A 17077-nucleotide genomic window follows, 5' to 3' on the forward strand; every position below is an offset into this window, starting at 1 on the left:
ACGCGCCAAGTCGCGTGGCGGAGGCGCATGGCACATCCCTACGATCAGGAACCGTCGTTCGACCCGCGATCGTGGATCACGCCGCGTCCGGACGATCCTCCCGCTGCGCCGCGCCCGGATGCTGCGCGACGGCCAGCGCCCTCCCCGCCTGCAACGGCGCGGCCGCGCGACCGGCTTGCGATCGGCGCCGGGATCGGGATCGCAGCCATTGGGGCGGTCGCCGCCTTTCTCGCCCGCCCGTCCAATCCATCGGTGGAAGCCCCCGTCCAGCCCGTCCGCGCGACCAGAGCAAATCCCCCCGCCAGCATCGCGGAGCGGCGCACCCTGATCGTACCGACGCTCGCCGATCTCGCTCCGACCCTCCTCGCGTCGGGCATTGCGGCCACGCAGGCGCAGGCCGCCAGCGCCGCGGTCGGGCGCACCCTCGGCGCTGCGACGGGCGAGATCCGGCTGGCCTTCGCCATCACCCCCTCGGGCGCGGGAAACCGCCTGACCGAACTCGTCGCGAGGCGCGCCGATGGTTCCGGCGTGATGCTGGCGGCCGGCAGCGACGGTGCGTTCGCGGCAACCCCGATCGCCGCGAAGCTGCACCGCCAGACCCGGTTCGTCCGCGGCGAACTGGACGGCGACAGCTTCTACAGCTCGGCGGTCGCCGCCGGCGTCAGTGACGTGCTGATCGGCCCGTTCGTGAACGCCTTTCGCTACGATTTCGACATGCAACGCGAAGTCGCCCGCGGCGACGTCTTCGAGGCGGGCTTCGAACAGCGCGTCACCCCGGAGGGTGAACCGGTCGGCCAGCCCGTCCTCGTCTATGCCTCGCTCGCCACCGCCGGCAAGTCGCGCGCGCTCTATCGCTACCGCGCGCCGGGCGATGCAGAGGCGGAATGGTTCGACAGCGGCGGCAAGAGCAGTCGACGCTCGCTGATGCGTACGCCGGTCGAGGCGGCACGGATCAGTTCGGGCTTCGGCATGCGCGGCCATCCGATCCTGGGTTTCGTCAAGATGCATAAGGGCACCGACTTCGCGGCACCGACCGGAACGCCGATCTACGCCGCGGGCGATGCGACGGTGACCTTCGCCGGGCCGAAGGGGCCGAACGGCAATTTCGTGCGCCTGCATCACGCCAACGGCTGGGACACGCTGTACCTCCACATGAACCGTATCGCCGCCGGGCTGGCGCCGGGCCTGCACGTCGCACAGGGCCAGCAGATCGGCGAGGTCGGCACCACCGGCCGATCGACCGGCCCCCACCTCCACTACGAGGTACATATCGATGGGCAGCCGGTCGATCCGCTCTCGATCGCCGTCGGCGGCAGCCGCTCGCTCGCCGGTGATGCGCTGAAGCGCTTCCGCACCCTGCGGGATCGCGTCGACGGTGCGCGGGTCGCGGCCGAAAGCCAGTGAACGATCGCTTTGCGCGCCCCGCATGGCTACAGCCGGCGTCGTGCCGGCCGGTCCGATCCTTCCCGCCGCGGAGACCATGAATGGAACGCATCGCCTCTTCCAGTCTGCACATCCTGCAACGGCCCCGGATCGCCCCGCCCCAGCAGATGGGCGGGCTGATCAAATTCGGGCTGACGCATGCCATCGAGGCGAAAGGCGAAGTGGCGTTCGCCAGCCGCGGATCCCGCTCGCTCGAGGGCTGGACGCTGGGCTTCGCGCAGGTTCAGCGTCACGACACCCGCTGGACGGTCTACCGCGGGACGACGGCGGCCGATGGCAGCGTCTTCGAACAGAATGCACGCCCGCCGGCCCGGACCCAGCAGGCCTGCTTCGACGGCGATAAGCCCGGCGCGATATGGTATTTCGATCAATACCGGATGTGCTGGCTGCAAAGCCGGCCGAACGACGTCTACAAGCGGTTCGTCGTCGACCTGCCCGACGTGCCGGGCGGCGGATCGCCGTTCGAGGTGTTTCATCAGGACGTGCCGGCCGCCGGGGTGCAGGTGTTCGTTATGAACGGCAAGACCAAGGCGATGAACTACCTGGCCGCGGCGCAGACGGAGATCGCGTTCTGCACCGCGTTGATCGCGCGCGATCACGCGGGACAGCCGCATTTCCTCCAGTCCTTCTACTGGACGATCCGATGGCAGTATCGGTTTGCCCGCCTGCCCGGCACCATGCAGTTCCGCGCGAGCGAAGTCGCCGGCGGGGTCGCGGCGACGGTAAGCAAGGTCATCAAGGGGGCACCGCCGGAGCGGCGACTGGCCGAATTGCTGAAGGGCGGCCAGCCGACGACCTGTACCATCCTTGGCAGGCGCGCACTGGCGAAACCGCACCTGACCGAAACCGCCGACTGGCGGGACTTCGACGTCCGCCGCTGATCCGACGGTCAGGCGCGTAACGGTTCGCGGTGGTGTGGACCGGACCGGGCGCGGATGACGATCGGAACGACGAGTGCGGCGAGCGCGATGGTCATCGCGACGCTCGCGTTCAGCCCCTCATCCGATCCGCCCCAGCGCGCCGCTCCGATCAGGTCGAGGTCGAACAGCGATCCGAACGCACCGGTCCCGGGATTGGGGTCGAGCCCCAGGATCAGCTGCTCGCCCGCGTTCCAGCAGAGATGCGCGGCGAACGCACCCGCGATACCGCCATCCCGCGCCGCCAGCAGGCCGAACAGGACACCACCGAGGCACAGGTTGCCGAGCGGCAACGGGCCGGTCACGCCGCCCGCCACGTGCAACCCCGCGAACACGATCGCGACCAGACCGATCGCGGCGGGTGTGCCGAGGATCGGCGCGATCGACGGTTGCAGCCATCCGCGGAACAGCACTTCCTCGCCGGCGACCTGCACCGCAACCGTCAGCAGGCCCAGCAACAGCACCGGCCCGGCCGCTCCGCCCGCGCCCGGTGTCAGCACCCCGGCAACCCACGTGTAGCCGACCGCGAGCAGCAGTCCGCCACTCCCGAGCACGGCACCCCGCCACGCGGCAACTCCCGGCCGGTCGCCCGCCAGCAACCGCCCGGACATCGTCAGCCGGCGACCGATGAGCCCCAACAGCACCATCGGGCCGAAGATAGCGAGCGTGAACAGGCTTTCCCCCGCCGCTGCGGGCATCCCGCCGATCCATCCCCCGACGATCGGCGGCCCGGACCGCAACAACGCCGCCACCAGCGCGACGCCCGCCAGCGCCGCTGCCAGCGGACGCGCCGCACCACTCACCGTGCGGCGACGCGCTGGCTTTGCGGCGGCGTCGTCAGCACCGTCTTGCTGCTGTCGCCGACCAGGAAATACGGCGCCCAGTAAAAGGGATGCGAATAGGCGGGCTGGGTGATCAGCGCGCGCTGCGCCTCCTGCATCGCCTCGCCCATCGTGCCGGTGCGGGCCCGCGCGTAAAAGGCGCGGATGAACTCGTCGCTCTCCTTCTCCGCCGAGACCTGCCAATAGGTCGCGAGCACCGCACGCGCGTTGGCCGCCAGGAAAGCGCGGACCAGCCCCTCCAGCGTCGCCCCCGCTTCCTCCTGCCCGGCGCTGCGGACGAGGCCCTCGTCGCGCACGCCCGCCGCCGTGTCGCAGGCGGACAGCACGACCAGATTGGCGTCGAGCCGCAGCTGCGCGATCTCGGAAAAGCTCAGCAGCCCATCCGACTGCGCGTTTCCGAACGAGGTGACCAGCGCCGGCGGCGATTTGGAACAGCCCCACACGCCCTCGGTCAGGCCATGCGTGGCGAAGTGGATCACCTCATATTGGTCGAGGTCGCCGCGCGCCTCCACCCCGGTGTCGCTGAACGCCGGACCGGTGAGCAATTGCGCACCGCGCGCCTGCAAGGCATCCGCGGCGATGCCGAGCTCGCGCGCGCTGATCGGCTTCAACCCGCGCGACAGCGTCGCCAGCCGCCCGTAATCCACGGTGCATCCATAGCCCACATCGACCGGACGCGCCGCTGCCGCCGCCGCGACCAGCGCCGGAGCGCTGTGCTGACCGAGGCCGAGGAACGGCTGCGGCGCCCGCGATGCCGGCGTGCTGCGCGCCACCAGAAAGGATCGCGGCGACAGCGCGTTGGAGATCGAGGCCGTCCGCGCCAGAAACGCGGTCCGCGACGAATCGAAGGGGTCGACCGGCGCCGGCGCCTTGGCATCGTAGCGCGTCACCAGCACGCCGAGCGGCAGTGTCGCCAACGGTCCCGCAGGATCGACGACGATCGCCCGCGACGCCTGCAACGTCGCCGCCGCCGGACCCGCGATCAGTCGATACAGCGTGTACGCCCGCGCCTCGTCGAACGGCACCAGCTTGCCGACCGCCAGATCGCCGTCGATCGAGGCGCGCAGCTGCTGCCCCAGCGTCTCGACCGCGCGCGTCGCCGCCCCGGTATCGGCGACATGGTAGATGAAGGTGCGGTCGGCGGTGACCACCAGGCCGTAGATCCGCCGGTTGAGCCGCGTGAGCTTCAGGAACGTCTCACCCGGTTTCAGGGCCGCGCGCAATTCGGAAAGCGTCGCCGGTGCGTCGTCCAGCGTTCGATAGCGCGGATCGCTGGCGAGTTGCGCATCGACCGCCAGCAGCCGCTGCTCGGCCGCCCCGCGGGCCCGCTCCAGATCGGGCGGAGCCGCCTCGCCCGGGGTCGCGCCGGCGATCGCGTAACGCAGCCGCGTGATCTCGCGCTCCAGATCGGCGCGCTCGCGCAGCGCCACGGCGGCGGTGCCGTCCGCGGTGACCACCGATCGCAGCTGGCTCAGCTGGCGCGCGACCGCGGGTTCCCCGTTCGCCTGCACCGCACGGAAGAAGCGATCGTAGGTGTCGGGCTGCGGCTGCGCAGCCTCCGCGACCAGCAGGTCGAGATAATCCTCCATGCCGAGCGCGCTGCCGAGCGATGTGCCGCGCGAATCGATCAGCGCATCGATCGCTTCGCCGAACGCGTTGCGGATCGCCGGGCGGGACGCGCCGGTGCGGGCATAGACCGCCGCACGATCGAGCTGTGCCTCGGCGATCGCCGGTTCGTTGCCGGTGCCCGCATTGGCGATGGCGCCCCGCCGCAGCATGTCGACCGCGTTGGTGAAACTGTCGTACGCTTCGTCATAATCGCCGCGCTGCGCCTCCAGCCGGCCGCGCTGGCGCGCGATCCGTGCGCCGAGCCACAGCAGCTGCGTCTGGTCGAACCGTTCGTTGGCAAGCGGGCGATAGGTCGCCGCGGCCCGATCGATCGCCGCCTCGGCCTGCGCGCGGTCGCCCTGCGCCAGCAACGCGACGCTGCGCGCATATTGCGTCTCGATATCCAGCACGAGCTGCGACAACACGGCCGCATTGGGCACTGCCAGTGCGGTCGCCGTACCGTTCTGCTGCGGCTGGTTGAGCAGCCGCAGCGTGTTGGGATCGCGCAGCGGCTGGTCCGCCGCCACCGGTGTCGCTGCGACCCGGTCGAGCGTCGCCAGCGCCTCGGCAAACGCATGCCGGTTGATCGCATCGAGCGCACCATAAGTGTCGCGTTTGCGGGAAAGAAACGCGCTGCGCGATGCCGGCTCGTCGGTAAAGATCGTGTCGGCGGCGCGGAAATGCGCGGCGGCGGCGTCGGGGAAGCGGATGTTGGAATCCGCCAGCGCCGCCTCCAGCAGCAATTCGGCCCGCGTCGCCGCCGGCGCCGTCGGTGACAGACGGCTGAGCGCATCGTTGAGCACCCGCGACGCTTCGACGTGCAGGCCCTTGTGGTTCAGGCTGATCCCCTGCGACAGGGCCGTGGTGACGTCGAATGCCGCGGGCAATTCGACCGTTGCAACATCCGTCGCCGCCCCGCCCGGCCGCGCGGCAAGGGTCGTCACGTCGACGGTCGCAACCGGTGTGCGGGTCGCATCCACGCTCGGCCGGATGGCCCCCGATACGATGCCGAGCGCCTCTTCGAGCAGCGGCAGCAGCGCCGGCGTCCCCGCCGCGGCGTAATGCATATCGCCCCGCACCGTATCGAGCCGGATCGATTCGAGTCCGGTGACCTTGTCGAGGCAGCGTCGCGCGCTACCGGGCGCCTGCCCCGGCCGGATCGCCTGTTCGGGACCGCAGTCGAACTGCGCCTCCAGTGCCGCCTGCGCCGTCGCATCGGTCTTCACCGCTCGCACGGTGCCGAGCGGCCGGCTCGCGGCGACGCCCGAGCACGCGATCGTATAGGCGCGGGCGAACCGGTCCGGCGCGGCGGGGTCTGCCCAGTTGCGGGTGGCGACGCACGCCTCGCCCGCCGCGTTGCGGCCCAGCCCGACCGTTTCCAGCCGCGCCGGCGGGGTCACCGTCGCACAACCGGCCAGCGCCGTTCCGCCCAGCGCCGCCATCATCAGCGTATTGCGGGCACGGAGCATCGAACGCGGCATCAGGGTTCGCCCTTTCGGTCGGCGGGGGATTGGGGTGCGAGCGCTGGCAGATCGGTCAGCAGCTCTTCGTTGTTGCCGCCGATCACCGGCGCGAACGGCACGGTGACGTCGCGGGCGATGCCGAACACCTCCTCGCTGCTCCAGTCGAACACCTGAAGCGTCGGCTGGATCACGATCGTGGTGATGCAGCCCGCGCCGGAACCTGCCAGACAGCCGTTGATCCGGCTGTTGGGCAGCAGCAGCGGGTCGATGTTGATCACCGCATTGCCGAGCAGCGCCGCGCTCGCGCCGCCGATGCCGTTGATCGTGCCGAAGACCGCGACGCTCGCCTGCGCCGGATTGCCGAAGCTGCTGATCCGGAGCGCCGGCGTGATCGGTGCGGCAGGCGTCCCGCCGATCTGCACGCCCGACACGCTGCCGGGGATGGCGGTGTTCTGGAACAGCGCATAATCCCCGAAGCGCACCGTCAGCGTCCGTGCCGACAGCGTCGTCGTCGCATTCAGGTCGTAGAAGCCGCCACCCAGCTGCGGATTGTACAGCGCCGAATTGCCGTCGCCGATCAGCGCCTGCGCCTGTGCCAGACCGGCCGCGCCGGGTTGCAGCGTGTCGATGAAGCCCGGCGCCAGCCCTACCGCGATCCGGCTGCCGCGCAATTCGACGTCCGATCCGTCGAACAACAGCCGCCCGCCCGCATCGCGCGTCGCGACGACGTGGATCGCATTGGCATTGCCGCCGTCGCGCCCGCCGCCGATCCGCACCGACCGCCCGGTCCCCTGCGTCGATACGGCGCCGATCACGCGGATGTCACCCGTGCCGAGCATCTCGACCGCCCGGCCGCTACCGGTCGCGAGCGCCAGCGTCCCCACCTCCATCGCGCCGCTGCCCGCATCGAAGCGCAGCGTGTCGGCCGTCACCTGCCGAACCTCCGCATCGGACAAACGGAAGCCATCGGTGCCGGTGCCGTCGCCGAGCCGCAACGTTGTCGTGGCCGGCGCCCGGTTGGTGAACGTCACGCTCTGCGCGCGCAACGGGCCGCTGAGCGCGACATCGTTGGCGGTGATCGCCGCCGCCGGTCCCGCGGTCAGCCCGGCGATCGTCGCCAGCCCCGCCGCGTCGAGCGTCGCGGTCCCGCCGGCGCTGCTGGTGCCGATCGACAGATCGCGGCTGCTGGTCAGCGTCAGCGCATCGCCCGCCCGCGCGCCGGCGATCGTGATGCCCGCTCCCTTGGCGGTGATGGCGGCCCCGTCGAGCGCGCCTGCCGTAAGCGCCTGCCCCGCGGTCAGCGTCATCGTGCCGCCGGCACTGGCGTCCCGCAGCGTCAGCGCGGACCGTGCCTCCGCCAGCAGCTGCCGCGCCACCGCCAGCCGCCCGGCAACGTCGATCCGGTCGCCACGCAGCGTCGTCGAGCCGGTGCTGGTCACCGCCCCGGTCGTCAGCGCGCCGCTGCTCGACAGGTCGATCCCCGCGCCGCGTAGCTCGCCAACGGCGATCGCGCCGCCGTCGGTCCGCAGCGCGACATCGCCCGTCGCGGCGATCCGCCCGATCGTCACGTCGCCCCGCGTCGTCGTCACGCCAAGCGTCCCGACGGTCACGTCGTCCGCGACGAAGCCCGCATCGTGACTGAACGTGCCGAGGACGCCGGTGCCATCGAAGCGACCGATCCGGCTGGCCTGTACCGATCCCAGCTGGACCGCGCGCCCGCTGCCGGTCCGCAGCCCCAGCGCCGCACCGCCGCCCGATCCGCCGACCAGCCTGGTGCCGGCGAACGCGATCCCGCCCGCTGCATCCAGCACCAGTTGCTCGCCGCCCGCACCGTCCGCATCGCTGGCCAGCGTCAGCCCGCGCGCGCCGGTCACGTCACCTGCGGTCGCGGCGATCCGCACCTCACCCGCCGCCCGCTGCACGACACCGTCGCCGCCTAGCGTCACGCTGCCCGCCGACACGCGATAGGCACCGCCCGAGGTCACCGTGCCAGTGATCCGCGCCAGCCCGGTCGCACTCAAGACGGCGTCGCCGCCCGACGTCAGCGTGGTGACGCGCAGGTCGCCCGCCGTCGCGCCCAACGTCAGCCCCGCCGCGGCGGTCGCCTGATCCAGCGTCACCGCCGTCCCGCGCAGGCCGAGCGCGCCACCCGATCGTGCAATGGTGCCGGTGATCGCTCCGCCCGACGTCGCATCGATCGATGCGCCCGCGATATCGGTGAAACCGATACCGGTGCCCCCGGACAGCGTCAGCGCGCCACTGGCGACGACCTGCGTCAGGCTGGTACGACCCGTGGCGCCCAGATTGACGGTGCCGCCGGTCGCCGTTCCGGTCAGCGTCAGGTCGCCGTTGGTCGCGCGCAGGTCCAGCGCCTGCGTGCCGGTGTCGATCCGGCCTGCGTCGATCGTGGTCGCGACGACGGTAAGCTTGCCGCCCGTCACATCGCCCAGCCGCGCCGCCGCACCGATCGTCAGCGACACGGCCCGGCCCGGCCCCGCGCCTAGCGTCACGCCGGTGCCGGGGACGAATCCCGTCAGTTCGCCGTTGGGCGCAGCGATGGTCAGGTCCCCCGTCCGGCTGACGATCGACGGCGCACGGACGTTGCCGGTCGCGGCCAGCGTGACCGATCCGGTCGCGATCAGGCCGTTGGCCAGCAGGATGTCGCCGCCCGCACCCGTCGTCCGCAGCGCCGCGGCACCACCCGCGACGACGCCCGTCGCCGCCAGCCGTCCACCCGCGGTGATCGCCAGATTGCCCCGCGTCGCGGTAACCGCGCCAAGGTCGACATTGCCCCGCGTCGCCTCGATCGCGATTCCGTCGCCGATCGTCACGTCGCCGGTAAGGATGCCGCCCGTTGCGGCGGTGGCGTTCAATGCCGCTCCCTCGATCCGGCCCGCACCGATCGACGCGCCGCGCAGCGTGACTACGCCGCCGGCACCGATCGCACCGACACCGATCGCACCACCCGCGGCAATCGTCGTCGCGCCGCGCGACAGGATATCGGTGCCGCGTACCGCGCCGCCGCTCGCCGTCGCCGCGAACGAACCCGCACCGACCTGCCCGAAGCCGACATCGCTTCCGGTCAGCGCCACCGCGCCACCCGCGGTGATCCGGCCGGTGCTCAGCGCGCCCGTCGCGCCCAGCGTCGCCGCGTCGCCGATGACGAGGTCGCCGACCGACACGCCGCCCGCGCTCGCGGTGGCGGTCAGCCCTGCGGCCTCGACGCCGCCGGCACCGATGGTCGTTCCCGTCAGCGAGGCGAGACCGGTCGCCCGGATCGCTCCGACGCCGATCGCACCGCGAGCGTTGATCGTCGCCGTGCCGCGCGACAGGATATCGGCGCCCCGTATCGCGCCGCCGCTCGCGGTCGCCGCGAACGAACCCGCACCGACCTGACCGAAGCCGACATCGCTCCCGGTCAGTGCCACTGCGCCTCCCGCGGTGATCCGGCCGGTGGTCAGCGCGCCCGTCGCGCCCAGCGTCGCCGCATCGCCGATGACGAGGTCGCCGACCGTCAGGGCGCCTGCGCTCGCGGTGGCGGTCAGCCCTGCGGCCTCGACGCCGCCAGCACCGATGCGCGTGCCTGTCAGCGAGGCGACACCGGTCGCCCGGATCGCTCCGACGCCGAGGGCGTCGCTCGCCTGCAGCGACACCGCGCCACCGACGACGATATCGCCGCCGGTCAGGGTGCCGGCAGAAGCGGTGGCGGTCAGCGCGCTGCCGTCGACCCGGCCGAACGTCACGCTTCCCCCGGTCAACGCCACGTCGCCGCCCGACGCGATCGCGCCCGTCGCCAGCGCCCCGGCGCCTGCCGCCAGAGTCACGCCACCGGTCTGCGTCCCGATCGCACCGGTGCTGATCCCGCCGCTCGCGCGCAGGCTCAGCGCCTCGACCAGCGACAGATTGCCGGCCCGGATGCTGGCCGCGCCGCTCGCGGTCAGTGCGCTCGCCCGCACGTCGCCGATCGCGATCGCCCCGCCATCGGTGGTCAGCGCGACCGCCGAGGTGCCGTTGCCGCCGCGCAGCGACGACGCCGGGTCGAAGGCGATGGCTCCGCCCCGCGCGTTGAGCACCAGCGCCTCGGCCCCCGCCCCGTCGCTGTCGGCGATGATCGATGTGCCCGCGCGGCCGACGATATCTCCGGCCGTGCTCGTCACCGCGTAGCGGCCGGTGGCATTCTGCGCGCCGCCAAGCGTCACCGATCGTCCGGTGAGCGCGACGTTGCCGATCGCCTGCATGCCGCCGAGCAGCGCCGCGTCGCCGTCCGCGCGTACCGTCACGGCGGCACCGGTCATCGCGCCACCGACGCGCACGTCTCCAGTCGCGGTCAGGCCCACCGCCCCGGTCGCCAGCAGCGCCTCGCGCACGTTCACCCCGCCGCCGGTGGCGGTCGCCGTCACCGCGGCACCGTCGATCCGCCGGACCTGCACGTCGCCGGCGGTCGCCGTCAGCGCGACCGCCCCCCCGCGCACCGCGTCGATCGCCACCTGCGTGCCCGTCGCGGTCGCGCCCAGCCGGCCGGCCAGCGTCGCCAGCGCCACCACGCCGCCGCTGGTCAGCGCCGCCCGCCCGTCGCGGCTCTCGACCGTGTTGAGGCGCAGCGCGCTCCGGCTCGCCAGCGTCACGTCGCCGCTGGCGGCGACGTCGTTCTGGATGGCCAGCGTGCCGTTCGCCGCGCGCAGGCTGATCCCCTGTCCGGCGCCGGTGACCGCAATCCGCGCAACGCTCAGGTCGCCGCCGGTGCTCTCTGCGGCGAAGCTGTCGACGAGGTCCAGCGCGCCGAAGCTCAGGCTGCCGCTCGATACGATCGCGCCGCCCGGCCGCGTGGCGTCGCCGCCCGCCGCCGCCAGCGCACCCAGCGAGCGGGCGATCACGTTGCCGAGGCTGAGCGGCGCATCCGCCGTGCCGTTGAACACGCCGACACGCAGCGCCCGGTCGGTGCCGGCGGTGATCGAACTGCCCGGCGCGAGCACGATCCCCGCCGCGCCGTTCGCCTGCAACCGCACGAAATCGGTGCTGCGGCTGCTGGTGGAGGCCAGCGACAGCGCGCCGGTGCTGGCGATCCCGCCGGTCCGCGCGAGCAGGTCGATCGCGCCGCCGCCCCGCACGGTGCCGCCGGTGAAGGCAAGCGAGGCGCCGCGCAGCGCGATGGCGTCTCCTGCCAGGACGTCGCCGCCGAGCGCCACCGCACCCGCGCCGTCGATCGTCACGCCGGCACCCGCGGCGATCCGGCCTGCGGTGATGCGGTCGCCCCCGGTCATCGACACCGCACGCGTGGCGATCACGGTGCCCGTGGTCAGCGGTCCGCCGCTTGCGTTGAGCGTCACGCTGCCGTTGCCGGAGACCAGCGCCCCGGTCTCGATCGATGCCCCCCGCGCGGACAGGTCGCCGATGATGCCGACATCGCCCAGCCGCAATGCGCCGGTGGTGGTGACACCCGTCAGGTTGCGCGCCTCGATCCGTCCGAGCGCGATCGGGCTCGCGGCATCGTTCAGGCGGATCTGCACGTCCGACTGCCGGTCGCTACCACCCAGCACCGCGGTGTTGGTCGCAAAGGCGATACCGGTGGTCGACGGCGCGGTGACCGCGAGCGTCAGCGCATCGCCGCCCGATCCGTCGCGGTCGCTGCGCAGCGTCAATCCCTGCAGGCCGGTGATGCCGCCCGCACCCGCGGCGATCGTCACGACGCCGTCCGCACGCTGCGTCACCGGCGTCGCGCCGCCCAGCGTCACCGCCCCGCCCGACACCAGATAGTTGCGGCCGGCGTTCACTCCGCCGGCGACGCTCGCCGCGCCCGTGCCGGCATCGATCCGCACGTCGCGGGCGGCGACCAGGCCTTGCAACGACATCGCGCCGTCGCGTGTCACGACGATATCGGCGTTGCCCGAAGAGGCGGCGATATCGCCGGCGATCAGCGTCGCGCCGCTGCCGGTCAGGGCCACCGCGCCGTCCCGCGCGGTGATCGCGCCCGTCGTCAGCGCACCGTTCGAGGCGATGGCGACGCTGCGATCCGATACCAGCGCGCCCGTGGTGACGCCCGCGCCCTCCAGCGACAGCGCGTCGCGCACGTTGACCACCCCCAGCGTGAGCGCACCCGTCGTAGTCAGGCCGTTGCGGATCGCGCCCGTGCCGATCGCCTGCCGCAGGCCGCGTGCGGTGACATCGCCCAGCGCAACGCGATTACCGACCGCGCGCAGCCGCAGGTCGACATAGCCCTGTCGATCGCTACCGCCGGTCAGGCTGCTCGTCGCGTCGAACAGGATGTCGCCACCGGTCGTGCCGTCGGTCGACAGGATCAGCGCCGCGCTGCCACCCGATCGCAGCGCGAGGCCGGCGGCGCCGGTGATGTCGCCATCGATCGATTCGGCCCGCACCTGACGCCCCGCGCGCTGCGTCACCGCCGCCGCGCCGCCCAGCGCGATCCCGCGACCGGCCAGAAGATAATCGCGTCCGGCGGTCACCGCACCCGCGACCGACAGGGGCCCCGCCGCCGCCAGCACGATGTCGCGCTCGCTGGTCAGCGCGCCGGCGAAGCCCGCCCCGCCGCTCGCGCCCGCCAGGATATCGCTGCCATCGCGATCGGTAGTGGTCAACGCGCCGCCGACGACCAGTTGCGCAATGCCTCCGGTATCCGCCGGCGCGCCGGCGAAGGCGACGCCGTCGACCGGCGTCGTCGGCCGGCCTGCGGACAGCACGATGCCGCGCGTACCGGCCAGCGCCGTCGTCACGCTCGCATCGACCTGCAGCAGCGCGTCGGTGACGGTCCCCTGCGATGCCAGCGCGAACAGCGCATCGGCCCCCGCGACGCTGCCGCGCACGTACTGGCTGCGGCCCGGTACGGCCGTCCCGCGGTTGAGCGTCACCGACAGCGGACTGTTGGGATTGTAGGTCAGCGTCACGTCGGTCGCGGTGACGAAGGCGACGTCCTGTCCCACCGCCGTGAACGTGCCGTCCGCGTCGATGTTCGGCGCGACCATCACCAGCCCGCGCGTACCCCCCTCGACCTTGATCTGCGCGCCGTTGAGCACGGTGATGCCCGCCGTGCTGCCCGCCGCCGTGCTCAGCCGGTAGTTACGGCCTCCGTCCAGGAAGTCGGTGTTGTCGACGTCCAGCGTCGACAGCACCAGCGACCCGGTGTTGAACGCCGCCTTGGAACCGACGACGATGCCGTTGGGGTTATACACCCACACCGCGACGCTCGGATCGCTGGTCAGCTTGCCGAGCAATTGCGAGACGTTGCCAGATACATCGCGGTTCAGCACCGCGATGTTGCCGCCCAGCGTGCCGTTCTCGAAATTCGCCGTCCGGTTTTCCGGGATGTTGAACCCGTTCCAGTCGATCACCGTGTTGCTGGCGCGCAGCTTGACGTTGAGGTCGCCGTTCGGATTGGTGATCTGCGGATCGAGCCCCAGCAGATTGGTCCGGACCCGCACCGCATCGGCGGCGGCCGGGATCGCCGTCACCGTCTGCGCGAGCGCTGGCGTGCCCACGAATCCGCCCAGCGCGCTGGTCATGGCCAGCAACAGGCGGTGGTGGCGAACGGGCGACACTTTGCGGGTCATCAGGGCCATCCTATCGGGCGGAGTCGCGGAATTGCACGGTAAGCGACACGAGTACGCGTGCCGGTGGCCGCCGGTCGTCGAGCAGCAACGCCCGGTCGAGTGGCTTGGCATAGCCGACATCGAGCACCAGCCGGTTGGGGAACGTCAGCCGCAGGCCGCCGCCGACGCTGGCGAAGTTCCGCGGCCCCTCGATCCGCGCCCGGTCGAGGTTGGCGAGATAGAGGTGGTCGTAGAAGCCATAGACCTGCGTCCCCAGCGCGCCGGTCAGCGGCACGTCCGCCCGCGCCTCGACATGCCCCCCGACCGCACGGTCGCCGCTGTTGGACCCCGGATCGTAGCCACGCCCGATCGTCAGGCTGCCGAGCGCGAACTCCTCGTAGTTCAGCAGCGGATCGTTGGTCCATTGCACCTGGCCGATCCCGGCGATGCTGAAAATCGGCCCCAGCGATATCGTCGCATCCATCACGCCGCGCACGACGAACGCCTTGGCATCGCCCTCCAGCCGCGACGTCAGCCTCCCGTTGGCGAACCCCGTCTTGCTGGCATCGAACAGCCCCAGCCCCTTGCGCAGTTCCAGCGAGGTCGCCAGCGACAGCCACGGGCGCCCGGTATCGTCCAGGAACTGGCGATCGGCATCGATCCCGACGAACAGCACGCGCAGCTTGTCGCGGGTCAGCGTCACCGCGTTATCCCCGCTGCCGACACGCGAAATCTGATCGACGAAGTCGAATCCTCCTCGCGCCCTCGCATTCGATCGCACCGACCGGAACAGCGGCCGCGTCAGGTCGAACCCGCCGATCAGCGTATTGGTCCTGAGGTCGAGCGCACCCAGATCGGGTCGCGACCAGGCATAGGTCGCCCGCCCGCCGAACGTCGAGCCGCCATCGTCCAGCTGGAAGATGTGCCCGCCCTGGACGATCACCTGTTCCTTCAGGTCGGTCGTCGTCGACGCACCCAGATAGGTGATGTCGCCCAGCCCGGTCAGGCCATAGACCTCGCCGCGCCCATAGACCGTCTCGCGACCCAGCAGCCTTGAATTGTAGTTCTGCGCATTGGCGAACAGCGCGAACCGGCGCGAGCTGACCGTCAGGTCGCCGATCACCGTCCCCGCCTCGCCGCCCGACGGCCGCAGCGACAGCGCGACGTCAAGCCCCGGCACGTCGCCCGCGAGTAGCAGGATGCGCTCCGCTTCGCGCTCGTTCAGCGGATCGAGCGCCTGGATCGCGGCGATCCGCCGCCGCAGGAACGGCTCGTAGCGCCCGGCATCGCCCCGCACCCGCACCTCGACGATGCGCGCGGTGATGACCTGCAACCGCAGCACGCCGCCGGCGATTTCCTGCGCCGGAATCTGCACCGACGCGACCCAGCCGCCCCGTCGCAACGCCGCATTGGCGGCGTCGCGCACCGCGCACACCGCCGCGATCGATTGCTCGCCGGTGGGAAGCGCCAGATCGGCCAGCGCCGCCGCGATCTGCGGCTGAAGCGCCGATCCGTCTGGCCGGGTGAATTCGACGCGATCCAGCGTCAGCCGCAGCGGCGACGCCTCGAACGGGCAATTCGCCTCCGCCAGTGCGCCGCGCGCATCGACGCTGGCGGTGGAGTCCGACCGCGGCTGCGGCGTCGGCGGCGTCACCTCTTGCCGGGACGGCAGCGACACCTGCGCATGGGCCGGTATCGCCAGGGCTCCGGCGCCGATCCCCGCCAGCACCATCAGCCGCACGCTCTTCACTCGTCGCAAATTCTGTCCCCTGTCGTCGGCCGCTCTCCCTGCGACCCGATCGTGCCGGCTATCCGCGATTGCGGACGCCGCGACTGTCCGGTCATTCGTCCATATAGATCTCGGTCAGTCGCCAGCCGGCCTTGCCCCGCGTGAAGACGAGGTCGCCGAACCGGTAGCTGCCGGCGGGCTGCTGCGCATCGCGCTTGGGCACCGGCGTCGCTTGCAGGATGGCGCGATGCGTCCGCCCGGCGGCATCGACGCCGTCGGGTCGGCCAAGAACGGTCGCGACCGCCGCCGGCACCCGCGACGCCGGGATCCTGCCCGCGGGTCCGTCGTCGAGCGTGCTGTTCTGCACGACCGTCGGCGCACTGAGCGCCCGGATCATCGCGGCGTCGCCCGCCAGTGCGGCGCGACGAAAACGGGTCCAGAACGCCTCCAGCGATGCGGCCGGCACGGGCGTCGCGGCCGCAGCCCGCCGCGGCATTGCTGCCTGGGCACCCTCGCCCGGCATCACCGCATCGCCGCATCCGGCAACCAGAAGCGCAATCGGAACGAACATGCTGTTTTCCTTCATCGATCGCCGGGCCAACGCATTGCCATGACGCGATATTGGCTCAGGGGATAGCTTGATTCGCGTACCCGATTGCCCTGATTGCCGCCCAGCAGCGTGATATGCGTCGCCGTCTGGCTGATGAAGAACGCGACGTGATTGCCCGACGACGATCCGGTGCTCGCGTCGACCCCCCGGGGCGCGCGATGCAAATGAACGATGCAGCCATAGCGCGCAGTATCGAGCTTGCGGCCCCAGCTACCGAAATCCCGCGCCCGCGCACTGTTGTTGCCGCGTACCCCGGCTTCACGCAGGCACCAGTTGACGAACGACGCGCACCACGCGACCTCGTCTTCCTTGGCTGCGAGCCCGGTCGCGGCATGATATTCGATGATCCGTCGGTTGTGCTGGCTGCCCCTGATCTCGGACACGCCCTTTTCGGCGATCGCGATCCGCATCCATGGTGCGCCGATATCGGTGCCGGGCGGCTGCTCCAGCGGCGCGGTCCGCCGCGGCGCCGGTACGGGTGCAGGCGCCGGTGCCGCCGCGACCGCGGGCTGGATCGCCCTGCCGGTCGGAAGCGGCATCTGCCGGATCGACGGGATCGGCACCGCCCGCGTCGGTAACGCCCGCGTCGATACCGGCGAGGCCGGCGATCGCGCCGCCGGCGCCGCGGTGCGATCGGCACCCAATGCGGTCCAGGTATTCCGGCCCACGACGCCGTCCACCGCAAGGCTGTTCCGACCCTGATAGTCCCGCACCGCCTGTTCGGTCCGCAGCCCGAACACGCCGTCCAGGTCGAGCGGCGGCCGTGCCCGGCCGGAGGTATTCAGAAGGTGCTGCAACATCTGGACCTGTTGGCCCCGGCATCCACGATCGATTTCCATCAGGCGCACAGTGATGCTCCATCAGTTGGCCAGCAAGTCGTACCTTCTCCGGTTTAGGCTGGCAACGAGAAGTGCAAATGTAACA

Annotated in this window: 8 protein-coding genes; 2 read left to right on the top strand and 6 right to left on the bottom strand. The window is 71.7% G+C overall.

Translation table 11 applies throughout. The features are described from left to right. The first annotated feature begins 27 nt into the window (after positions 1–27). Together LRA87_RS10555 and LRA87_RS10560 are read left to right on the top strand one after the other, a co-directional pair. Positions 28–1404, top strand: a complete 1377-nt coding sequence (locus LRA87_RS10555; RefSeq protein WP_230631416.1) for a M23 family metallopeptidase — start codon at positions 28–30, stop codon at positions 1402–1404. Positions 1405–1484: 80 nt separating this feature from the next. Next, positions 1485–2324, top strand: a complete 840-nt coding sequence (locus tag LRA87_RS10560) for a hypothetical protein (RefSeq protein ID WP_230631417.1) — start codon at positions 1485–1487, stop codon at positions 2322–2324. A gap of 8 nt (positions 2325–2332) precedes the next feature. Here the strand turns inward: LRA87_RS10560 and LRA87_RS10565 are convergent, their stop codons facing one another. The 6 genes from LRA87_RS10565 to LRA87_RS10590 all read right to left on the bottom strand — a co-directional run bounded on the left by LRA87_RS10565 (position 2333) and on the right by LRA87_RS10590 (position 16992). Beyond that, positions 2333–3163: a CPBP family intramembrane glutamic endopeptidase gene (locus LRA87_RS10565; protein WP_230631418.1), complete on the bottom strand. Its 831-nt coding sequence runs from the start codon at positions 3161–3163 to the stop codon at positions 2333–2335. Next, on the bottom strand, positions 3160–6291 hold the full coding sequence (locus LRA87_RS10570; RefSeq protein WP_230631419.1) for a CHAT domain-containing protein: 3132 nt from the start codon (positions 6289–6291) through the stop codon (positions 3160–3162). The genes LRA87_RS10565 and LRA87_RS10570 overlap by 4 nt, the downstream gene beginning before the upstream one ends. After that, a complete protein-coding gene (locus LRA87_RS10575) occupies positions 6291–13835 on the bottom strand; it encodes a two-partner secretion domain-containing protein (protein WP_230631420.1) in 7545 nt (2514 codons plus the stop codon). Before LRA87_RS10575 ends, LRA87_RS10570 begins: the two co-directional genes overlap by 1 nt. Before the next feature lie 10 nt (positions 13836–13845). Beyond that, complete coding sequence (locus LRA87_RS10580; protein ID WP_230631421.1) at positions 13846–15573, bottom strand: ShlB/FhaC/HecB family hemolysin secretion/activation protein; 1728 nt, start codon at positions 15571–15573, stop codon at positions 13846–13848. A gap of 82 nt (positions 15574–15655) precedes the next feature. After that, on the bottom strand, positions 15656–16114 hold the full coding sequence (locus tag LRA87_RS10585; protein WP_230631422.1) for a hypothetical protein: 459 nt from the start codon (positions 16112–16114) through the stop codon (positions 15656–15658). Positions 16115–16125: 11 nt separating this feature from the next. Beyond that, complete coding sequence (locus tag LRA87_RS10590) at positions 16126–16992, bottom strand: NlpC/P60 family protein (RefSeq protein ID WP_268934853.1); 867 nt, start codon at positions 16990–16992, stop codon at positions 16126–16128. Positions 16993–17077: the final 85 nt, after the last annotated feature.

The organism is Sphingomonas sp. Leaf37, assembly GCF_920939475.1.
GTDB lineage: Bacteria > Pseudomonadota > Alphaproteobacteria > Sphingomonadales > Sphingomonadaceae > Sphingomonas.